Source organism: Arthrobacter sp. 2762 (genome assembly GCF_040548745.1).
Taxonomy (GTDB): domain Bacteria; phylum Actinomycetota; class Actinomycetes; order Actinomycetales; family Micrococcaceae; genus Arthrobacter.
On the sequence record NZ_JBEPSI010000003.1, the window covers coordinates 90,331 to 111,512 of the forward strand.

Genomic DNA, 21,182 nt, shown 5'->3' on the forward strand with positions numbered 1-21,182 from the left:
GGTCACCGAAAGGTGACCGGCCGCCGTCGGGCATTTTAAAGACTCAGTCCCTCACGACTCCCAAAGGATTTCGTCATCCACCACGCCGTCTTCATCGGCGGCCACTACCAGCAGCTCATCCGTGAAGTGCGAGCCGAGGGTGAAGTCCAGGACGAAATAGCGCTCGGGCTGGCCAGGGTAGATGGCCACATGACCCAGTTTGAGGGCTTTCAGGAAGACGTCGTTGGTGAGCTGTGACTTGTCCCTGACCCCGAAAACGGATTCGAGCTGCTCTTCCTTGAGCTGGGAACTATGGAAATGCAGGAACTGCTGCGGATTGGTGCCGTCCTGGTCCAGCTCATCGGCGATCATCTCCCGGACCTGGTCAACCAGCTCCGGCAGGAAGCGCAAGCGGTAGTCCACCTTGTGCATGGCAGCCTCGTCGAAATGGTCATGCGCCGTGACGTTGAGGTCCAGCTCAAGCTGATTGCCGCCGAGTTCGTGTTTGGTCACGAAGCAATGTTCACGCCCGTGATTGAGCTCGATCTCCCCAAAATGTGTGCTTGCTACCTTGCCCATGTGATCAATCTAACCCCAACATCGGGCCGGTTCCAGCAATTGGGAAGAATTCACCTCCGACGCTGCGGACCCTTGACAGGCGCTGATTTCAGGGGATGCAAACCGCTCTTTTCGGAGGTGCCGCGGAGGGTGTCAGCCAGGAGCTGCGTAAACAGTTGGACTTGCGCTGTGCGCTTTTCATTGATGAGCAGCGCGAACACGTTTCGTGCCAGCCGGATGTCCGGGACGTCAAGGACCACGACGCCGGGTGGCCTGTTGCGCAGCGCCAGTTCCGGTACCAGCGAGGCACCCAGGCCAGCCGCGGTCATCTCCAGGCTGGCGTGGAAGTCGTCACTGTAAGCCACGACGCGGGGATGCAGGTTGCAGCTGGCAAACAAGCGTTCGATCACCAGGGCGTCGCTGGTGCCCGGGTGGTGGACGATCCATGGCATGTCCGAGAGGTGCGCGGCCTCAATCTCGGCATCCTCGCGGATTTTCCATGAAGCGGGCAGCACCACGCGGAAGTCGTCGTCGCCGATCCATTGCCGCTCCAGGGAATGTGGCCAGGCCAATCCGGACTGGCCCACCTGGTACACCAGCGCGACGTCCAATTCTCCACCACTGCGCAGTCCCTGGATGGTCTGTGCCGGCTCAGCGACTGATACCCGCAGCTCGATTCCGAGTCCGTTCCACCGCTCATTCTTCAGAATGTCCGGGAGCACATACGTGGCAAGGCTTGGGAAGATGCCCAGCCGCAATTCCTGGGCTGGCGCATCGTTGGTCCTTGATGCAGCCGCCATCAGCGCTTCGACGTCGGTCAGCACCTTTGAGGCGTGCCGCGTCATGGTGATGGCCGCCTCGGTGGGAATGACGCTCCTCGCCGAACGCTGGAAAAGTTCCACGCCGGTGTCGCGTTCCAGTGCGGCCATCTGCTGGGAAACGGCGGAGGCTGTATAGCCAAGCTGCGCCGCCGCGGCCGCGAAGGAACCCAGCCGTGTGACCTCCATCAGTGTCCTGAGATGGAGAAGGTTGACCATCAGCTGTCCTTTTGCTCGATTCTTCCTGCCGGCACAGGGGAGCGGACTCCTCTGAAGCATCATGGAAACCGTACTCTGCGTTTGACCACCAGCAAATCTGGGTGTCGGCGTTGTGTACGCCACGCCACATTTTCAAAGTGTCACGACACGCCGGAACCCGGCGACACGCTGGAGATTAAATGTGGCTAAGTAGTCCACAGGGTGTGGATTTCATCTCTCACTTTGGCGGAATTACGGACATTTTGAGGCACCTGCCCTGTGGACGAGCGGTGGATTGAATGACATACTTGTAATACATCATCTTGGGGTCCCGGCGAGGCGCTTGCACTACATGTAGTATCGGTTTACGGATTGAGCGGGAAACCAGCACAAGACTAAATAAGCGTGTTGGCTGCCACAGCAGCCTGCGGGCCGGTATCGGATTCAGTATTCAGTTCCGGTTGAGCCCGCCAGATACGAAGAGCGACAGACTTCAACTAAGGGGACAGGGATCATGACCGTTACGGTTTACACGAAGCCGGCCTGTGTTCAGTGCAACGCAACCTACCGGGCACTCGACAAGAAGGGCATTGCCTACCAGAGTGTCGACATCTCCCAGGATGCCGAGGCGCTCGAACGCCTCAAGGCGCTGGGTTACATGCAGGCTCCCGTCGTCGTGACCGAGCAGGACCATTGGTCTGGATTCCGCCCGGACAAGATCGAGGAACTGGCGCAGGCCGTTACCTCCGTGGCCTAAGTCTCCTTTCGGACTTCGCCACAACAGCAAACAAGAATTCCTATGTAGTCGAGGTGACTCCCATGGCACCGCTGGCAACGGCATCCGTGCGCAGTGACACGGACACTGTGACCACGAGGAGTCACCTCATCTACTTTTCCTCGACATCTGAGAACACCAAGCGCTTTGTCCGGAAATTGGGCAGGGATGCAGCGCGCATCCCGCTCTATGCGCACGATGCCCCGCTCCAAGCACTTGAACCCTTTGTCCTCGTCCTGCCGACTTACGGCGGGACGAACGGCGAAGGTTCAGTGCCCAAGCAGGTCATCAGGTTTCTCAACAACCCACGGAACAGGGAACTGATCCGTGGTGTTATCGGTGCAGGAAACACCAACTTCGCGGACAACTATTGCGCAGCGGGAGACATCATCGCCGCCAAGTGCAACGTGCCGCATCTCTACAGGTTTGAACTCATGGGGACGCCGGAAGACGTCGATCGGGTCAATCAAGGATTGGAAAAGTTTTGGACACTACTGTCGCAGAAACAGAAGTAACCGGGGGCGCTGTGGAAACGGCCAAGAAGCCACTGCCGGAGGCCTATAAGGGTCTGGGCTATCACGAGCTCAACGCCATGCTGAACCTGTATGGCCCGAACGGCGAGATCCAGTTTGAAGCCGACCGTGAAGCCGCGCACCAGTACTTCCTGCAGCACGTGAACAACAACACCGTGTTCTTCCACGACCTGGAAGAGAAGCTCGACTACCTGGTGAAGAACCAGTACTACGAGCGCGAAACCCTCGACCAGTACACGATGAACTTCATCCGTGAGCTCTTCAACCGTGCCTACAAGAAGAAGTTCCGCTTCGAGACCTTCCTTGGCGCCTTCAAGTTCTACACGTCCTACACACTGAAGACGTTCGATGGCAAGCGCTTCCTTGAGCGCTACGAAGACCGCGTCTGCATGGTTGCCCTGCACCTTGCCCGCGGCAACGAAGAACTTGCGAGCCGCCTTGTTGACGAAATCATCGACGGCCGCTTCCAGCCAGCAACCCCCACCTTCCTGAATGCAGGCAAGGCCCAGCGCGGCGAGCTCGTCTCCTGCTTCCTGCTCCGTATCGAAGACAACATGGAGTCGATTGCCCGCGCCATCAACTCCGCGCTGCAGCTCTCCAAGCGCGGTGGCGGTGTGGCCCTTTCGCTCACCAACATCCGTGAGCACGGTGCCCCCATCAAGCAGATCGAAAACCAGTCCTCCGGTGTCATCCCCGTGATGAAGCTCCTCGAAGACAGCTTCTCTTACGCCAACCAGCTTGGTGCCCGCCAGGGTGCAGGTGCCGTGTACCTGCACGCACACCACCCGGACATCCACCGCTTCCTGGACACCAAGCGTGAGAACGCAGACGAGAAGATCCGCATCAAGACGCTCTCCTTGGGCGTTGTCGTTCCGGACATCACGTTCGAGCTCGCCAAGAAGAACGAGGACATGTACCTCTTCTCTCCGTATGACGTCGAGCGCGTCTATGGCGTTCCGTTCTCCGACATTTCCGTCACGGAGAAGTACTACGAGATGGTTGACGATTCCCGGATCAAGAAGACCAAGATCAGCGCCCGTGAGTTCTTCCAGACTCTCGCCGAAATCCAGTTCGAGTCCGGCTACCCGTACATCATGTTCGAGGACACGGTGAACCGGGCCAACCCGATCGACGGCAAGATCACCATGAGCAACCTGTGCTCGGAGATCCTGCAGGTTTCATCGCCGTCCATCTACGCGGAAGACCTCAGCTACGAGACCGTGGGCAAGGACATTTCCTGCAACCTCGGTTCCATGAACATCGCCAAGACCATGGATTCGCCGGACTTCGGACTCTCGATCGAGACGTCCATTCGCGCCCTCAGCGCAGTTTCGGACATGTCCTACATCAACTCGGTGCCGTCCATCGCCCAGGGCAACGCCCAGAGCCATGCGATTGGCCTTGGCCAGATGAACCTCCACGGCTACCTTGCCCGCGAGCATGTCCACTACGGGTCCGAAGAGGGCCTGGACTTCACCAACATTTACTTCTACACGGTGCTGTTCCACGCTCTGCGCGCCTCCAACCGTCTGGCCATCGAGACCGGCCAGAAGTTCGGCGGTTTCGAGAAGTCCACCTACGCTTCCGGCGAGTTCTTCGACAAGTACACGGAGCAGGAATGGGTTCCGGAGACGGAACGCGTCCGCGAGCTCTTCGCCGGCCACCACATCCCCACGCAGGATGACTGGCGCGAGCTGAAGGCGTCCGTCATGGAGCACGGTATCTACAACCAGAACCTCCAGGCCGTGCCGCCCACCGGTTCCATCAGCTACATCAACAACTCCACGTCATCGATCCACCCGGTGGCCGCCAAGATTGAAATCCGCAAGGAAGGCAAGATTGGCCGCGTCTACTACCCGGCTCCGTACCTGACCAACGACAACCTGGAGTACTACCAGGATGCGTACGAGATCGGCTACGAGAAGATCATCGACACTTACGCAGCTGCAACGCAGCACGTGGACCAAGGCCTGTCCCTGACGCTGTTCTTCAAGGACACCGCCACCACGCGCGACATCAACAAGGCGCAGATCTACGCATGGCGCAAGGGCATCAAGACCCTTTACTACATCCGTCTCCGCCAGCTTGCACTGGAGGGCACGGAGGTGGAGGGCTGCGTCAGCTGCATGCTCTGATCAACCGTTATCGGTTGATAGCCTGCGGCAGTTGCCGCACTCAAAACTGAAGATTACGACGGCGGGTTCCCACCCGCCGTCGTAGGCTTACCTTAAAGAACCCAACGCTAAAGGGGATGAAATGACCGAAAAGGTCAAGCTGCTTAGCCACGTCGAAGCAATCAACTGGAACAAGATCCAGGACGACAAGGACGTGGAAGTCTGGAACCGACTGGTCAACAACTTCTGGCTGCCGGAGAAGGTGCCGCTGTCCAACGACGTCCAGTCGTGGCACACGCTGACGCCGGATGAGCAGCAGCTCACCATGCGCGTTTTCACCGGCCTCACTCTCCTGGACACCATCCAGGGCACCGTCGGCGCCGTTTCGTTGATTCCGGACGCGATCACCCCACACGAAGAGGCCGTTTACACCAACATCGCCTTCATGGAGTCGGTGCACGCCAAGTCCTACTCGTCCATCTTCTCCACGCTGTGCTCCACCAAGGAGATTGACGACGCTTTCCGCTGGTCGCTCGAAAACGAGAACCTGCAAAAGAAGGCGCAGATCGTCATGGACTACTACCAGGGCGACGATCCCCTGAAGCGCAAGGTGGCCTCCACGCTGCTGGAGAGTTTCCTGTTCTACTCGGGCTTCTACCTGCCCATGTACTGGTCTTCACGCGCGAAGCTCACGAACACGGCCGACCTCATCCGCCTCATCATCCGCGACGAAGCCGTGCACGGTTACTACATCGGCTACAAGTTCCAGAAGGGCCTGGAGAAGGTTTCCGAGGCCCGCAAGCAGGAAATCAAGGACTACACGTTCGAGTTGCTCTTCGAGCTGTATGAAAACGAAGTCCAGTACACCCACGACCTCTACGACGGAGTCGGCCTGGCCGAGGACGTCAAGAAGTTCCTGCACTACAACGCCAACAAGGCCCTCATGAACCTGGGCTACGAAGCCATGTTCCCGGCTTCCGTCACTGACGTGAACCCGGCCATCCTTTCGGCCCTGTCGCCGAACGCCGACGAGAACCACGACTTCTTCTCCGGCTCGGGCTCCTCTTACGTGATTGGCAAGGCTGTCAACACGGAGGATGAGGACTGGGAGTTCTAAACGGATTCAGTTCCTGGCATCTTCAAAGCCCCTGACGCTGTGCTGGCGTGAGGGGCTTTGTCGTAGTTCCAGTACGACCCAGCCAGTTGCCCGAATTCCCTCAATCGACTCCGGTTCGTTCATAGCCTGGCAATGGAGGCGCGGTGGAGCGGTAGCTGTGCCCAGTGGGCGTGGTCACTTTTAGCGTGTGTCTCTCTGCGGGTTCCGGTCTCACGCTCCACCCAGGATTTTCCTTGGTGTGGTTGCATTGTTCGCAGAGCCCGGCCGCGTTATTCAGTGTGGTTTTACCGCCTTCGGCCCACGGCAGGATGTGGTCGTAATGGCGGATGGGAGCGTCGCAATACGGGGTGCGACAGCTGTGGTCGCGGGTTTCGATGAACCGTCTCATGCCCGTGGGGAAGAAACGTGCCCTCGAGTCAGTGGCAAGGAGCTCGCCCGTGCTTGGTGCCGTGAAGATTCGTCGCAGCCAAATGCTGACGTCTTGATCTATCTTGCTCTCACCGCTGGTTAGGAGCTCCCTGGCCCATTCTGCGGGCACGACGCCGTAGCCAGTAAGTCTTGCGGGTTCGCTGTCCCCTTGTAGCAAGGTGCGGTCGGTCATAACGAGTTGAAGGTCGATCCCAGAGAACCCTGCAGGCGAACCGGTGATGCGTTCGACGAGCGTGTCCGCCATGACCTGTCCCCGGGGCCGGCTGTCCCCGTCGGAGCGTGCTGAGTCTGCATGGCGGGTGAGCGCGGCGTATGCAGCAACGCCTTGGGCGACCGGGAGTAGCGCTGTGAGGATCGTCATTGTGTCTGGCGCCGGACGCAGGCTCACGTGCCTTTCAGACGCCGCGTGGGCAGCCCGTTGCGTCACGGAGCGAGGATCACGACGATAGGCCGCTGCTTTTGCGGCGGCGATGATGGTCTTGTCGCCGGCACCATCGAACGTGCCCGCGTCCGGGGCGAGTTCCTCATCAACGGCGCAACGATCTTCAGCACTGAGGCAGGCTGTTTCCTTCACTAGCAGCGTGGCCCGCCATTCGTTCAGTTTCCCGGTTTCCAGGGCGGCCAAGGTCCGTGGCATTTCCGACACCAGCGCCTTGGCCAGTCCCAGAAGCCGGGAACCTTTGTTTGGAGATTCACGCCGGGCAAGCGCAATCTGTGCTGCCACACCTTGGCTTCGTTCAGCCGCTGGAACTCCGGACTCTGCGCGCTCTTGACGCTGGGCAAGGTCAAAGGCCACGGCTATTTTCGCTTGCAAACTTGAGATCGCAGACTTCATGTCCTCAAGGGCACGCAGCTGATTTATCAGGTCACCGCTGACGCTGCCTGCATGAGCATGTGCAGGCAGCGAAGCGACCGCTTGGGTGGCTTGTAACTGCTGACTCCGGCTCATGTTTTTACTATGTCAGTAGCCACCGACATTTTTACCGCCGGGAACTTTGGCAGCAGATCGAAACCGTACGTGAACCCTTCCACCCTTGCCCGCGTCTTTCCAGCAGAGGAAGATACTGCCCAACTCCGGGAGGACGCCATGATTCAGCTTGAGAAGTTTGAAAAGTACTTGATCGAAGAGTTCTACGACGATTACCGCTCGGGCGACATGTCTCATGGGACATTCACGAGGCGCGTGGCGTTCATCATGGGAAGCATGACCGCGGCCGCGGCGGCAATGACCTTGGTGGGCTGTACACCGGACGAGGTGCCAAAGACCGGGGACCCGATGCCAACGCCCACGGCATCAGCAACATCGGGAAAAACGACAGCCGTCCCAAATGCCAAGAGTCCGCTGACAGTGCCGGAAGGGGCGGTGGGCCTGACAACAGCCATGGTGAAGTTCGATTCCGGAGGGTCTGAAATCAGTGCCTACTTGGCCAGGCCCGAGAACGCTAAGCCGGGTCCAGCCGTCCTGGTCTGTCACGAAAACCGCGGCCTCACGCCCCACATCCAAGATGTCGCCCGGCGCTTCGCCAAAGAAGGCTATGCAGCTTTGGCGCTGGACCTCCTCAGCAGGGAGGGCGGCACCGCATCGATGGATCCGGACGCTGTCCCGGGTGCCCTCACCAAGGCAGGCGCCCAGCGGCACGTTGGCGACTTCCAGACAGCATTCGAGTATCTGAATGGCCAGGATTTCGTGGAACAGGGCCGCATTGCCATGGTCGGCTTCTGTTTTGGGGGCGGCATCACATGGCAGGCAGCGACCGAGATCCCGGGGTTGAAGGCAACCTCTGCGTTCTACGGTCCCGCCCCGGACCTTGCAAAGGTCCCCACCATAAAGCCTGCCGTTTTCGGTGTCTACGCTGAAAAAGACGCGCGCATCACCGGTTCCATGCCGCAGTTGAAGGATGCGTTGGACGCGACGCAGGTCAAGCACCAGCTCAAGGTGTACCCGGGCGTGGACCATGCATTCCATAACGACACAAGCGACCGCTACAACGAGGCCCAAGCCTCTGCGGCCTGGAACGACACGTTGGCCTGGTTCAAGGACAACGTCTGAGGTCAGTCCGGCAGATCACGTGCCTGGCTGGCCAGCTCAGCCTCCAACGTCTCGATACTGGGCAGGCTGGCAACAAATTCGTCGGGCAAGGACTCGGCAATGGAGGTCCGCCACTCCGCGATGCCCACCGGGGCGTTGAATCCACGCAGGGCGTACTCGGCAACCACGCTGTTCTTCTCCTTGCATAGCAGCAGGCCGATCGTCGGTTTGTCATCGGGATGGGCCATGAGATCGTCAACGGCGGCCATGTACATGCCTAACTGGCCCAGGAACCCGGGTTCGAACTTCACGGCCTTCAGCTCAATGACCATGTAGCAGCGCAATTTCAAATGGTAGAAGAGCAGGTCCGCAAAGAATTCGTCGCCGGCGATCTCCAATCGGACCTGTTCACCAACAAAGGCGAAGCCTTGACCCAGCTCCAACAGAAACTTCTCCACGTGTTGCACCAGTTGCAGCTCCAGTTCCCGTTCGCTCCGGCGGTCAGTCATGGCCAGGAAATCAAAGACGTAAGGATCTTTGGTGGCCTGCTGGGCGAGGTCTGAATCGGCAGCAATCATGGTGGTCTTGAAATTGGTGATGGCTTGCCCTGAACGCTCGTGCAGGCGGGTCTCGATCTGATGCGTCAGGACGTTGCGCGACCAACCATGCTGGGCGGCTGCGGCTGCGTACCAGAGGCGGGTGGCGGCGTCGTCGAGCTTTTCCAAAAGCGCGATCTGGTGGTACCACGGCAATGTTGCAAGCGGCGCTTGCAACATTGGAAACTCGGGCCAAGCCTGGGCAAAGCTCTTCATGTACCGCAGGTTCCTGGGGGAGAAGCCCTTCGCTTCGGGGAAGCGCGTTCGGATGTCAGCGGACAATCGGGTGACCACTTTGGCGCCCCAGCCCTCCTGCGATTCGCGCTCGGCAAGTTGCCTGCCGATGCTCCAGTACGAATTGAGCAGTTCGCTGTTCGCGGCCGCCAGTGCGCGCGTGCGGCCTGTCCGGACTTCCTGCGCGACAGTGTTGAGCAGCGCGGGATACCAGTCGGGCATCGACGTCGCGGCGGGGACTCCCGGGAATGACGCTGTGGCCTCGGTATCGAGCTCTTGCGAAGGCATAATCTCTCCTGTCGATTGCTGTTGGCACCACGCTAGAAGGAGGCACTGACAGAATGGACGCGTGAGTGAAGCTGGTGAATTTGTGGACTTCACGCTGCAGCGTGAATCGTCGTGGGAGAAGGCCATGGAAGCCCAGGAGCGCCTGGGCGGAATGAAGGTCTACGGGGCATCGGTTGGTGCAGTGAGAGGAACGGTCCGGGACGTCCTGAAGCGGCACAAGACTCTGGGCCATGACGACATCACGGCCCTGAGTTCGGAACTGTGGGAGGAGCCGGTCTTTGAACGCAGGCTCGCTGCGGTTGTGCTGTTGCAAACCAAGGTGGGGATCCTGGTCAACACGGACCTGACCCGCATTGAGGGCTTCATCAGGCAGGCCGGCATGGAGGAACTGGCAGGTCCTCTGGCGGTGGACGTGGTCAAACCCCTGCTCGCCAGGCTTGAAGGACAGGCGAAGGAACGCGCCGTACGCGTTGTGGAGCGCTGGTCCCGGGACACTGATCCGTGGCTCCGCCGGGCGGCGCAACTCGCCACCGCCAACTCGAACTCTTGATTAGCCGCAGTCACCGGCCTACCGTTTTCATCAACACATGCCAGGCGCCAATTCCGGGAATTGAGAGGCAGGTTGTTCGATGAAATCGCTGTGGTTGGACAGGGAATCCAGCTTCACGTCCGATGCAATCCCCGATGAAAAGCACTTTGACACAATCGTGGCGGGCGCAGGGCTCACAGGAATGGTGACGGCTCTGTTGTTGTCCAGATCCGGTCAGCGTGTGGCGGTCTTGGAAGCGCGGACCTTGGGGGCTGTTACCACCGGCAACACCACGGGCAAACTAAGCCTCCTGCAAGGAGGGGCACTCTCGGCCCTGCGTGGCCAGTACTCCCTGAAAGTGGTGCAAGCCTACGTGGAGGCGAATCGCACTGGGCAGGCATGGCTGATGCGGTACATGGAAGAGCAGGGCGTCCCGTTTCAGCGCCGAACGGCAGTCACGTTCGCAACCACTGACGACGGCGGCCAGCGGCTGCGCAAGGAGGCTGCGGTTTCACGGGACGCCGGCTTGGACGTGCACTTCAGCCGTGACCCCGGGCTGCCATTTCCGGTGGTTGAGGCACTGGAACTGGACGACCAGGCGCAGATCCACCCCATGGAAGTCCTGGAGACCCTCGCAAGGGATATCCGGGAGCACGGCGGAATAATTGTTGAGGGTGTCCAGGTGCAGAATGTGGGTTCTGACCTTCCCGTGGAAGTATCCACACGAAAAGGCGCCTTCACCGCGGACACCGTCGTCATAGCTACTGGCACGCCGATCCTGGACCGCGGACTTTATTTCGCCAAGCTCGAACCCAACCGGTCATACGCTGCGGCTCTTCGGCTTCCAGGTGAAACCCCGCCACCGAGCGGAATGTACCTGAGCATTGATCCACCCACACGTTCCCAACGCACTCACCCGACGCCGGAGGGTGAGTTGTTGCTGGTAGGTGGCTACGGGCATACCGGCGGCCGGGCGGTCTCGCCCAAGGCGCACCTGGATGACCTTCTCGCGTGGGCCAACCAGCATTATCCGGGCGCGGAGGTCACCCATACGTGGTCTGCCCAGGACTATCGGCCAACCAACCTCGTTCCCTTTTTCGGCAAGATGCCCCGGGGCCACGGCCGGATCTTCTTCGGAACTGGCTACAACAAGTGGGGCATGAGCAACGGAGTTGCTGCCGCGTTGTCCATTACTTCGGACATTCTGGGCGGCCAGTCTGACTGGGCCAAGGTCATACACCACCGCGTTACGTCGCCCCAGGGCGCATTGGAAGCCGTTCGCCTCAATGCCAGCGTCGCCAAACGCATGGTTGAGGACAAAGCCAGGGTCAGGAGCAATCCGGAAATCACGGACCAGACCCGCCCACCGGAGGGGAGCGGCGTCGTCGGACTCTACAAGGGTGAGCCGGCAGCTGTGTCTACCGTTGATGGCAACGTCTGTATGGTCTCGGCGAGCTGCGCCCACTTGGGAGGCTTGCTGAGCTGGAACGACGCCGAGAAATCCTGGGATTGCCCCCTGCACGGGTCCAGGTACGCACCCGACGGCAAGTATCTCGAAGGACCGGCAACCCACAACCTGCAGAAGTCGCCACTAAAGAAGAAAGAGTGACTACGCCAGCCGTTCGACGCGCCGCCGGGCCTGGTCCGCGGTGCGTCGTGCCTGGGTGGCGGCGCGGACTGCCAGCTTCTTCTGCGATTCAGCGGCTTCGGCGTCCCGGGTGATGCCGATCAGTTCAGCTTCGAGGGAAGCCAAACGCTTCTTGACCTCGGCGAGCTCGGCCTCGACATCCGAACGCCTGCCCGCGACTTCCTTGACAACATTCCACGCTGTGGATGCGGCGTCTTCGGCCTCCCTGGCTTCCTGATCCGCTGCCTCAAACTCCTCGCGTGCTTCCTCCAACGCGGCCTGGCGCTTTTGAGCCCGGCGTTCGGCCAGGGATGTTGGGGCTTCCGCGGGTGCTTTCTCTTTCGCCTGTGACCCTTGTTTGTTCTTGCCTTGGGGAGCCGGCCTGGTTTCGGCAGGCAGCTTCACTTTTGGCGGTTCGCCCACACCCGGGATTTCGTCGGGGTTTGTTGCAGCGACGGCATCTTTCAGGTCCACGGACTCGAACCCGCTGCCGCTCAGTCCTCGCACCAGCCGCCCGGTCGTCACAGCGGCTGCGGCACCGGCGTCGGCCATTGCCGCCCGAAGCGTCTGCTCGACGTCGGCAGCACCGGCCGCGCTGAGCGGCGCTCCCAGCCCGCTCGCCAGGTCCTTTGCCGCGTGCACGGCCAAGGTCAGTTGGCCTTGGCGCTGCTGGCCAAGTTCACGGAAGGCTTCAGCGTCTCCCTCCTCTTGTGCTGCACGGAGGGAAGCGCCAAAACGCACGACGCCGTCAATCACCTCGGGTTGGTGGACGGCAAGCATGTTGATGGCCCAGGCGCCGGCGGCGGGCTTTGGCAAGCTGCCGATCTCCTTGGCGAGCTCCTTGTCGCCTGCCTCCTTTGCTTGTCGCGCCAAGGCTGTCCGCTCCGCAGTGAATTCACGCGGAAGCGCGGTGTACAACTGTTGGGCGGCATCGCGGAGATCCATGACTTTATCCTAGGTGCGCTTGTGGTGACCTTGGTCGATGCCCCTGAGCACTTGTCCCGTGGGACCTGGCACAGGAGCCAGTAGCGCTTAGGGTAGCCTAAGTCACGTGGACCAGATCATGAGCTTGCCCTTTGGCGTCGCGCTTGCGGCGCTCTTCGCGATTGTCATGATCCGCGTCAATGTCACGTACTGGCTGGGTCGTGGGGCAGTTGCCGGCTTCGCACACACCCGCTTCGGGGCGTCGCTCCAACGGCCCAAGGCAGCCCAGGCCCAAGCCCTCATTCAGCGTTGGGGTCCCTGCGCCGTCGTGCTGTCCTTCCTGACCATCGGCCTGCAGACGGCCGTTAATCTGGCCGCCGGTGCAGCGCGGATGCCGTTGCGCCGCTATCTCCCCGCTGCCGTGGTGGGCTCCGTCATTTGGGCGTTGCTGTACGCAACGATTGGACTCGCTGCACTTGAGGCGTGGCTTGCGGTAGCTGCGGCGTCGCCGGTTGGTGCCGGGCTGTTGGTGACGGCTGTGGTCGCCGTGATTGTGTGGGTGGTGGTTGCCCGGCGGCGTCGGTCGGCTGCCAAATCAGCGGATACAGTGGTCTGAGTTCTACTGCTGGATCGGCGAAAGGTTCGCGTTGACAACTTCATTACCGGAACTGGCGGAGGGCCACTTCTACTACGAATCGTTGGGTGAGGGCCGCTACCGCTCCACGATTCATGCCCAAGGTGCCTGGAATCCGCACGAACAACACATGGCACCTGCCTCCGGCATCATGGCTGACGCCCTCCTGAAGCATGAGCCCCGCGACGACGTCCGGATGGCGCGTATCAGCTACGAGATCCTCGGGCTGATCCCCGGCGGCGAGTTCCAGGTGACCACCTCGACCTTGAGGCCGGGACGAACCATTGAGCTTATCCAGGCTGAGCTTTCCGCTGGGGGCCGCGTGGCCATCCGCGCCGCAGCGTGGCGCATGATCACCAGCGATACCAGCGCTGTGGCGGCGTTCGAAGATGAGGCCATGCCCGCGCCGGACGAATGCAAGTTGTGGGATGGTGCCAGCGTCTGGCCCGGGGGTTACATCCGTTCCCTCGAAATGCGCATCGCCGAAGGCCACCGGCCAGGTTCAGGCAGGGTGTGGATCCGGACCATGCATCCTTTGACGGACAAGGAAGACAGCAGCGATCTTGCCCGCCTCATGGGATTGGTCGATACAGCCAATGGCATCGCCGCACGGGTCCCGCCGGGGGAGAACAGCTATATCTTCCCCAATGTGGATCTGCAAATCCACATGTACCGTGCTCCTTCGGGCGAGTGGCTCGGGGTGGACAACAAAGTCTCCTTCGGAGCCGATGGCATCGGCCTGACGTCCAGCGTGCTCCATGACATCAACGGACCTTTTGGCAGGGCCGAACAAATCCTGACGCTGAGGAAAAGCTGATGAGAGAAGCACGGAATGACCCCGACGGCGGTCGCACTCAGCGTTCCAAGCTCACCGTCTACCGCCAAGAGGAATCCCTCGGCGCTGCAGAGGATCTTGATTTTGCGTTGGAGCTGCTGAAGCGGGCCCGCAGCGGGCAACTGGGACCCTCCCTGCGCTTGTACCGCCCGCAGCCTACCGTTGCCTTTGGTCAGCGCGACGCGAACCTGCCCGGCTTCAGCGCCGCCGAGGATGCCTGCCGGGAACTCGGCTTCGAGCCCCTCGTGAGGAAAGCCGGTGGACGTGCGGCGGCTTATCACCAGGGCACCCTGGTGATCGATCATATTGAGCCGCACCCTGACGCGATCGTCCGTGCGAAGGCACGCTTCGCCGAGTTCGGTGAGTTGCTGGCAGGTGCCCTCCGGAGCGTCGGCGTCCATGCCGCCGTCGGGGAGATCCCGGGGGAGTACTGCCCCGGGGAGTTCAGCGTGCACGGGGAGGACGCGGAGTTTCCCGCCCATCGCATCAAGCTGATTGGTACAGCCCAGCGGGTGGTGTCCGGCGGTTGGCTGTTCAGCTCCGTGATTGTGGTGGAGAACTCCGGTCCTATCCGTGATGTTCTGACCGCGAGCTACGCTGCACTTGGCCTCGATTGGGATCCGGCTACCGCCGGGGCTGCAAATGACCTGCTGCCCCACTTGGATGTCAAAACGGTGGAGGACGCTGTCGTTGACGCTTACCGCGGCTACGCACAGGTGGTGGACGGGGACTTCCGGAGTCTCTTGGCCTAGGAGGCTTTCACCGCCATTGAGCACGCTGGGGGCCGGGTTTACGCTGAGGGGATCAGGAACCTAACCACACGAAACCTGGTGGAATGATGGGCCGGAAGAAGCACCCAGTTCAGGATACCGACGTCGACTTGAGCGTCAGTGAACCCAAGAGGTCGGCCGCCGGTTTGCCCAGCCTCAGCGAAACCCTTCCCCACGCGATGGCTCACATGGGCCCTTCCCGCGCATGGAAGACCCTTACGGCGGTCAACCAAAAAGACGGTTTCGACTGCATGAGCTGCGCTTGGCCTGATCCGCCGGAACGCAAGGCTGCCGAATTCTGTGAAAACGGCGCCAAGGCTATCGGGTGGGAGGCGGAGCCCCTGAGGATCCCCACGGAGTTTTGGGCCGGAAACCCGCTGAGTTCCCTGGAATCCCGTTCCGAGTACTGGCTGGGGCAGCAAGGCCGGTTGGTGGAGCCCCTGTACAAGGCAGCAGGGTCGGACCACTACGCACCCGTCAGCTGGGAGCGGGCCTTGGACATCATTGCGAACGAGTTGAACGCCCTCGATGATCCAAACGAGGCCACGTTTTACACCAGTGGACGCACCAGCAATGAAGCAGCGTTCCTGTACCAGCTTTTCGTCAGGGCTTTTGGAACCAACAACCTTCCTGACTGTTCCAACATGTGCCACGAGTCCACGGGCGTGGCCATGGGCGAGACCCTCGGGGTGGGCAAATCGGCCATCACGTATACGGACTTCGCAAAGTCGGATCTGATCATCATCATGGGGCAGAACCCGGGAACCTGCCATCCGCGGATGCTGACGGCGCTGGAGGAGGCCAAGCTCGCGGGTGCATCCATTGTCGCTGTTAATCCGTTGCCCGAGGCTGGGCTGATCAATTTCCGGAACCCACAACGTGTTCGAGGCCTCGTTGGGAAGGGAACTGACTTGGCTGACCAGTTCCTGCAGATCAGGCTCGCCGGGGATATGGCGCTGCTCCAGGCTGTTTCCAAGCGCATCCTGGATGCTGAACGGGCCGCGCCCGGTTCGGTGCTGGACCGCACGTTCATCGATGAGCATTGCCAGGGGTTTGTTGGATTTGCTGCCCACCTCGCTACTTTGCAGGAGCAGGACGTTCTTGCCGCCACCGGCCTGACCAGCGCGGAAATCGATGAACTCGCTGACAGGTACATCCACGCGGACAGGGTCATCATCACGTGGGCTATGGGACTGACGCAGCATAAGAAGGCAGTGCCCACCATCAAGGAGATCATTAATCTCCTTCTGCTCCGCGGCAACATTGGAAAACCGGGTGCTGGACCGTCGCCAATCCGTGGACACAGTAATGTCCAGGGTGACCGGACCATGGGCATTTGGGAGAAGATGCCGCCGCGGTTCCTTGACGCCTTGCAGGATGAGTTTGGCTTTGACCCGCCACGGAAAGCCGGCGTTGATTCGGTGGACAGTATCCGTGGAATGCGGGATGGCAGGATCAAGGTCCTCATCGCGCTGGGCGGGAACCTGGTGCATGCGATTTCGGACACGGCGGTTGCTGAGCAGGCTGTGCGTCGGACCAGGCTTTCAGTCCAGATTTCCACCAAGCTGAACCGCTCACATGTTGTGGTTGGCGAGCAGGCCCTGATCCTTCCGACCCTTGGCCGCACCGAAATCGACAAGCAGGACGGGATTGAGCAGTTTGTCACGGTAGAGGACACTGTGTGTGCAGTGCACCGCTCCGCGGGGACGCTGGAACCCATCGCCCCGGGCGTTCTCTCCGAGGTGGCGATCGTCAGCCGGCTGGCCGAGGCGGTTCTTGATCACAAGGTTCCGGTGGATTGGGCGGGCCTGAGGCGCAACTATGACACCATCCGTGACCACATTTCCCATGTGGTGCTTGGATTTGATGACTTCAATGCCCGCATCCGCGAGCGCGACGGTTTCGTGCTTCCGCATGGCCCGAGGGATTCGCGGACGTTCCCCACAGCAACGGGAAAGGCCATGTTTTCTGTCAATGAGCTGGAAACCATTGAAGTACCGCCGGGGAGATTGCTCCTTCAGACTGTGCGGTCCCATGACCAGTTCAATACGACGACGTACTCCATGAATGATCGTTACCGTGGCATCAAGAAGGGCCGCATGGTCTTGTTGGTGAACCCTGAGGATCTGGCGGGGTTGGGTTTCCAGGATGGCGCCTATGTGGATGTGCACAGCGAAGCCGACGACGGCGTTGACCGGGTGCTTCGCCAGTTGCGTTTAGTGGCGTACCCCAGTGCCAGGGGCTGTGCGACTGCCTACTATCCGGAAGCGAATGTGTTGGTGCCGCTGGATTCAACCGCGGAAGGCAGCAATACGCCGGCGTCGAAGTCTGTGATTATTCGTCTTGAACCGGCTGCCGCTCCGATTTTCGAGGCGGCAGCCGGACAGCGGAAGTGAATGCCTTAGGCGACCGGGGTGCTTTAGGCTGCGAGGCGGTTTTCTACCTCGGAAGCAGAAGGGTTGGTTGCTGCGGTTCCGTCCGGGAACAGGACGGTGGGGACGGTGCGGTTGCCTCCGTTGAGCTGCTCGACGAGTTCGGCCGTGCCATCTACTTCTTCGATGTTGATCTCGGTGTAGCCGATGCCCTTGGCGTCGAGCTGCTTCTTCAGGCGGTTGCAGTAGCCGCACCAGGTGGTCGAGAACATGGTGATGGTGCCGGAGTCGGGAGTGAAGTCCACAGAGCTCTCCTCAGTATTGGTCGTTTCCACGGGTGATTCGTTGGTATCAACCGTAACCCGCAGCCCAATAATTCCCGTGAGGCCGGGAACCGGGGTTACGTCACATTCCGGGCTGGTGTGTGCTTGGGCGACACGGCAGACTGTTCCCATGTGTGGACGTTATGTAATGGCCCGTGCCGTGGGCGATCTGCTGGCTGACTTTGATGCCGAACTTGAAAACGAGATCGCCCTCGAAAAATCGTGGAATGTAGCTCCAACGGATGCTGTTCCGATTGTGCTGGAAAGGCTCGTGGACGATGGTTTGAAGCGGCAGTTGCATGTTGCGCGTTGGGGGCTGGTTCCCTCATGGGCGAAAGATCCCAAAGGCGGCGCGCGCCTGATCAATGCCCGCAGTGAGACTCTCCTGGAGAAGCCGTCGTTCCGAAAAGCTGCTGCGGCCAGGCGCTGCGCCGTTCCCGCTGATGGGTATTACGAGTGGAAGAAGGGCGAGGGGAAGTCAAAGCAGCCGTACTACGTGCATCCGGCGGATGGTGGGGGTGTGGTGTTTGCCGGGTTGTATGAATGGTGGCGGGACCAGTCAGCCTCTGATGATGATCCGGCCCGTTGGCTGCTGTCCATGTCGATTCTCACGGCGGACACCCCGACGGCCGAGTCGGCCATGACCCGGCGGAGTGCCTCGGTTTTCGACGAGCTGACTGCCCTGCATGACCGGGTTCCACTGCCCATGAGCAAGGACACGATGGAAGCCTGGTTGAATCCGCGCGAAGATGATGCGGCCGGCCTCGTGGATCTGGTGCGGTCAAAGGCGCACGACGCCGCTGCCAGCTGGACGCTCGACGCGGTGGGTGCCGCCGTCGGCAATGTCCGCAACAACGGACCGGAACTCATTGAGCCGGTAGAGGGCCTTTTCTAGCTGGAGCTATTCCCCTGGCTGGAGCTGTTCCTGCAGCTAGAGCGATTCCGTCACCGGGACGCCGGCCTGGAACTCGCGGCCGTCCGCCTCGCTGAAGGCCGTCATGACGTGGCCTTTGCTGAGCCCATGGATGGCGGACATCGGGAAGTTTCCGGTGATTACGTTCCCGGAGTGTTCCACGCCCTTGATGTCATAGTTTTCCTCGGCACTGAGTGAGTGGTTGAAGGAGTAGAACGAGATCGCTTCTCCATTCATGAACTCAATGCCCAGCCTGCGTTGGGAGGAATAGTCCTCGCTGGCAGCAACAAGGCCCACGACATAAGCGCCGGAGCCCGGTATGTTGCCTTCGATTTCGAATCTCGCAACGAGGTTGTCATCTGCGGCGGAGATACTGACCTGCTTCAGGAGTGCGTCATTGGTGCTCATGCCACAATCCTGCTCTGTGGACCCGCCCGCGTCCACCCCTTTGCTTCATCCCTCCAAGAGTCGCCGGACGTTGGCTGCCACTGTGGCCTGGTCCATCGACTGGCCGCGGCGTGCTGTCAGGAGGTGCATGGCCAATCCGTCGCCGTAGTCCGATACGGCTTCTGCGCCGGCCCTTGGGTCGGTAATTCCCATGGAATCGAGCATCTGTTCAAGAGCTGAAAGCATCCGCTCGTGCCCGGCGGCCACCACCTCGGGTTGGTCCAGGGCAAAGGTGAGCCGTGCGCGGGTCAGTTCAGCGTGGTTTTTTGCGAGCCCGAGCAGTGCTCCCGCGAGCTGTTCCGCCAAGGCGGCTACCGACGTCGGGAATTCGGACCCACCCTGCTGCTGCAGCAGGAGCGAGTCCCGTTCTTCAACGCGGTCGACGGCGGCAGCTACCAAAGCGGCACGGTTGCGGAAGTAATTGGAGGTCGTTCCGACGGCCACGCCGGCTTCGGCGTCAACGGCGCGGTGTGTCAGTCCTTTGAGACCTTTGGCGGCCACCACGGCGAGGGCGGCGTCGGCAAGATCGGTTCGTCTGTCCGGCATGGCGAAAGTCTAGTCTTTAACCTCCCAATTACTACAAATGTAGTAGTACATTGGCACCATGAAACAAGTGGATATCGTCGGTGGTGGCATAGCAGGCCTCGCCCTGGCGGGAACTCTTGATCCCAGTCAGTTCCACGTCACCGTGTACGAACAGCGGGCCGGCCTCCCGGCAGTAGGAACAACCCTGGCCATGTGGCCCGAAGCCCAGGAGGCACTGGCCTCACTGGGGATCCTTGGCGCCGTCCGGGAAAACAGCCCCATCATCAGGGGCGGCGCGCTCCGGAGCGCCACAGGGGTGCCGTGGTTGAGTGTGGAAGGGCAGAACCTTGTGGGTGTCGCCCGCCACACGCTCCTGCGCCTCCTCGACTCAGCCGTACCCCCAACAGTCCAACGACGCATCGCAAAGCTGGACGCGGTTCCAAGCGACGCCCACCTGATAGTGGCGGCAGACGGAGTGCACAGCATGGTGAGGCGCTCCGTGTGGGGCCAATCTCGGCGGGGAGGGGCGCGTGCGGCCAAGCTGACGCCCTACCTCGCTGTTCGAGGCGTCATTGCCGAAGGGCCGGGCAGCGAAACCATAGGTGAGTACTGGGGACGCGGGGACCTCTTCGGCATAGGCCCCTCAAGCGGCGGAACCAACTGGTATGCGTCCTTCCGCTCCGGGATGGGTCCCGAGGGAATTGACGTCGGCGAAGCCCTTGCAATGGCGCGCCGCCGCTACGCCGGGCACTCGCAGGGTATCCAGCACGTCCTGCAAGCAGCGACGCCCGAAACATCATTGGCGCAACGCATTTGGACCACCCCGCCGCTATGGCGTTATTCCCGGGGCAATGTGGTCCTCATCGGCGACGCGGCCCACGCCATGGCGCCCAACCTTGGGCGAGGCGCTTGTGAGTCGCTGATAGACGCCGTCACCTTGGGCAAGCTGGTCAACACCCTGCCCCTGGATCGGGCCCTCGATGCCTACAACCGTCAACGCGTTCTTCGGACCCAGCAATACCGCATCGGTTCATCCCTGATGATGCGCGTGGCGCTCGCAGAAGGTGCGCAACCCCTGCGGGACAAGCTGCTCGACCTTGCTGCCAAGCGAAAGTCCAAAGCGCCCGGAAGGAGCAAAACTTCCCAGTAGGTTTTGTCGGAGGGGCGACGTAAACTGGATATATTCGAACATACATTCGAACGATGATTTAGCGATGATCTTACTGATCCAGGGCGATGCTCACAGGCAAGGAGTGTGGATATGGGGCTTTTCAGTGAGTCCGTGGACGTCATCTGCACGGATACAGGCCAGCCGCAGGAAATCCAGTGGAAAGGAACCCACTACCTCGTCACCAACGAACCCCTCAGATGGTATGAACGACGCCAATGGTGGGTAGAAGAAAGCCGAGCACCACTGGGAAGCGGCGCAGGCCTGGTGGATCACGAGATCTGGCGGGTCCAACTCCAGCGCCCGCAGGACGAAGGGCAAACCGGCAAAACCAAAACCATCACCCTTGACCTCGTCCGCCACCTCGCCAGCGGCCGCTGGCGGCTCCTGCGTATCCACGAGGCCGCACCGGCCCAGGCAGTCGAACCAGACGAAGCCGCCTGAACC

Annotated in this window: 22 protein-coding genes; 14 read left to right on the top strand and 8 right to left on the bottom strand. The window is 60.8% G+C overall.

What is annotated here, in order from left to right; genetic code table 11:
- Positions 1-51: 51 nt before the first annotated feature.
- Together ABIE18_RS07045 and ABIE18_RS07050 are read right to left on the bottom strand one after the other, a co-directional pair.
- Positions 52-558, bottom strand: a complete 507-nt coding sequence (locus ABIE18_RS07045; RefSeq protein WP_223933081.1) for a DUF2004 domain-containing protein — start codon at positions 556-558, stop codon at positions 52-54.
- A gap of 50 nt (positions 559-608) precedes the next feature.
- The gene (locus tag ABIE18_RS07050) at positions 609-1,574 is read right to left on the bottom strand and encodes a LysR family transcriptional regulator (protein ID WP_431115432.1); all 966 of its coding nucleotides are present in this window, start codon (positions 1,572-1,574) and stop codon (positions 609-611) included.
- A gap of 493 nt (positions 1,575-2,067) precedes the next feature.
- On the opposite strand from ABIE18_RS07050, the gene nrdH reads away from it, so the two are divergent.
- The 4 genes from nrdH to nrdF all read left to right on the top strand — a co-directional run bounded on the left by nrdH (position 2,068) and on the right by nrdF (position 6,092).
- Positions 2,068-2,310: a glutaredoxin-like protein NrdH gene (gene nrdH, locus ABIE18_RS07055; protein ID WP_499721981.1), complete on the top strand. Its 243-nt coding sequence runs from the start codon at positions 2,068-2,070 to the stop codon at positions 2,308-2,310.
- Between the two features lie 62 nt (positions 2,311-2,372).
- The gene (gene nrdI / locus ABIE18_RS07060) at positions 2,373-2,843 is read left to right on the top strand and encodes a class Ib ribonucleoside-diphosphate reductase assembly flavoprotein NrdI (RefSeq protein WP_224164513.1); all 471 of its coding nucleotides are present in this window, start codon (positions 2,373-2,375) and stop codon (positions 2,841-2,843) included.
- A gap of 11 nt (positions 2,844-2,854) precedes the next feature.
- Entirely contained in the window at positions 2,855-4,996 is a 2,142-nt protein-coding gene (gene nrdE, locus ABIE18_RS07065; protein ID WP_499722262.1) for a class 1b ribonucleoside-diphosphate reductase subunit alpha, read from the top strand.
- Positions 4,997-5,117: 121 nt separating this feature from the next.
- A complete protein-coding gene (gene nrdF / locus ABIE18_RS07070) occupies positions 5,118-6,092 on the top strand; it encodes a class 1b ribonucleoside-diphosphate reductase subunit beta (RefSeq protein WP_090825132.1) in 975 nt (324 codons plus the stop codon).
- A 100-nt stretch (positions 6,093-6,192) separates the two neighbouring features.
- Here nrdF and ABIE18_RS07075 read toward each other — a convergent pair whose 3' ends face one another.
- The gene (locus tag ABIE18_RS07075) at positions 6,193-7,470 is read right to left on the bottom strand and encodes an HNH endonuclease (protein WP_499721982.1); all 1,278 of its coding nucleotides are present in this window, start codon (positions 7,468-7,470) and stop codon (positions 6,193-6,195) included.
- A gap of 9 nt (positions 7,471-7,479) precedes the next feature.
- Here ABIE18_RS07075 and ABIE18_RS07080 point away from each other — a divergent pair, with 9 nt between their 5' ends.
- Entirely contained in the window at positions 7,480-8,571 is a 1,092-nt protein-coding gene (locus ABIE18_RS07080; protein ID WP_499721984.1) for a dienelactone hydrolase family protein, read from the top strand.
- Positions 8,572-8,573: 2 nt separating this feature from the next.
- Here ABIE18_RS07080 and ABIE18_RS07085 read toward each other — a convergent pair whose 3' ends face one another.
- Entirely contained in the window at positions 8,574-9,668 is a 1,095-nt protein-coding gene (locus ABIE18_RS07085) for a PDDEXK nuclease domain-containing protein (RefSeq protein WP_499721985.1), read from the bottom strand.
- 61 nt (positions 9,669-9,729) lie between these two features.
- Between ABIE18_RS07085 and ABIE18_RS07090 the strand changes: the two genes are divergently transcribed.
- Entirely contained in the window at positions 9,730-10,218 is a 489-nt protein-coding gene (locus ABIE18_RS07090) for a DNA alkylation repair protein (RefSeq protein WP_499721986.1), read from the top strand.
- A 79-nt stretch (positions 10,219-10,297) separates the two neighbouring features.
- A complete protein-coding gene (locus tag ABIE18_RS07095; protein WP_499721987.1) occupies positions 10,298-11,806 on the top strand; it encodes an FAD-dependent oxidoreductase in 1,509 nt (502 codons plus the stop codon).
- Here the strand turns inward: ABIE18_RS07095 and ABIE18_RS07100 are convergent, their stop codons facing one another.
- A complete protein-coding gene (locus ABIE18_RS07100) occupies positions 11,807-12,769 on the bottom strand; it encodes a hypothetical protein (protein WP_499721988.1) in 963 nt (320 codons plus the stop codon). It abuts the gene before it with no gap.
- Between the two features lie 106 nt (positions 12,770-12,875).
- On the opposite strand from ABIE18_RS07100, the gene ABIE18_RS07105 reads away from it, so the two are divergent.
- The 4 genes from ABIE18_RS07105 (at position 12,876) to ABIE18_RS07120 (ending at position 17,383) form a co-directional block, all read left to right on the top strand.
- Positions 12,876-13,364, top strand: a complete 489-nt coding sequence (locus tag ABIE18_RS07105) for a DedA family protein (protein ID WP_499721989.1) — start codon at positions 12,876-12,878, stop codon at positions 13,362-13,364.
- A gap of 31 nt (positions 13,365-13,395) precedes the next feature.
- Positions 13,396-14,199: a thioesterase family protein gene (locus ABIE18_RS07110; RefSeq protein ID WP_499721990.1), complete on the top strand. Its 804-nt coding sequence runs from the start codon at positions 13,396-13,398 to the stop codon at positions 14,197-14,199.
- The gene (locus tag ABIE18_RS07115; RefSeq protein ID WP_499721991.1) at positions 14,199-14,969 is read left to right on the top strand and encodes a lipoate--protein ligase family protein; all 771 of its coding nucleotides are present in this window, start codon (positions 14,199-14,201) and stop codon (positions 14,967-14,969) included. Before ABIE18_RS07110 ends, ABIE18_RS07115 begins: the two co-directional genes overlap by 1 nt.
- An 86-nt stretch (positions 14,970-15,055) precedes the next feature.
- Positions 15,056-17,383 carry an FdhF/YdeP family oxidoreductase gene (locus ABIE18_RS07120; protein ID WP_499722264.1) on the top strand — a complete coding sequence of 776 codons (2,328 nt, stop codon included), beginning with the start codon at positions 15,056-15,058 and terminating at the stop codon, positions 17,381-17,383.
- 23 nt (positions 17,384-17,406) lie between these two features.
- Here the strand turns inward: ABIE18_RS07120 and ABIE18_RS07125 are convergent, their stop codons facing one another.
- On the bottom strand, positions 17,407-17,664 hold the full coding sequence (locus ABIE18_RS07125) for a mycoredoxin (protein ID WP_017197512.1): 258 nt from the start codon (positions 17,662-17,664) through the stop codon (positions 17,407-17,409).
- A 166-nt stretch (positions 17,665-17,830) separates the two neighbouring features.
- Here ABIE18_RS07125 and ABIE18_RS07130 point away from each other — a divergent pair, with 166 nt between their 5' ends.
- The gene (locus ABIE18_RS07130) at positions 17,831-18,577 is read left to right on the top strand and encodes an SOS response-associated peptidase (RefSeq protein WP_309929914.1); all 747 of its coding nucleotides are present in this window, start codon (positions 17,831-17,833) and stop codon (positions 18,575-18,577) included.
- 36 nt (positions 18,578-18,613) lie between these two features.
- On the opposite strand, the gene ABIE18_RS07135 is transcribed toward ABIE18_RS07130, so the two are convergent.
- Entirely contained in the window at positions 18,614-19,003 is a 390-nt protein-coding gene (locus tag ABIE18_RS07135; protein ID WP_431115413.1) for a hypothetical protein, read from the bottom strand.
- 45 nt (positions 19,004-19,048) lie between these two features.
- Entirely contained in the window at positions 19,049-19,588 is a 540-nt protein-coding gene (locus tag ABIE18_RS07140; protein ID WP_499721992.1) for a TetR/AcrR family transcriptional regulator, read from the bottom strand.
- A 58-nt stretch (positions 19,589-19,646) separates the two neighbouring features.
- Here ABIE18_RS07140 and ABIE18_RS07145 point away from each other — a divergent pair, with 58 nt between their 5' ends.
- Positions 19,647-20,717, top strand: coding sequence for an FAD-dependent monooxygenase (locus ABIE18_RS07145; protein WP_499721994.1), 1,071 nt, complete (start codon positions 19,647-19,649; stop codon positions 20,715-20,717).
- A 111-nt stretch (positions 20,718-20,828) separates the two neighbouring features.
- Positions 20,829-21,179, top strand: coding sequence for a DUF6504 family protein (locus ABIE18_RS07150; protein WP_499721995.1), 351 nt, complete (start codon positions 20,829-20,831; stop codon positions 21,177-21,179).
- Positions 21,180-21,182 lie beyond the last annotated feature (3 nt).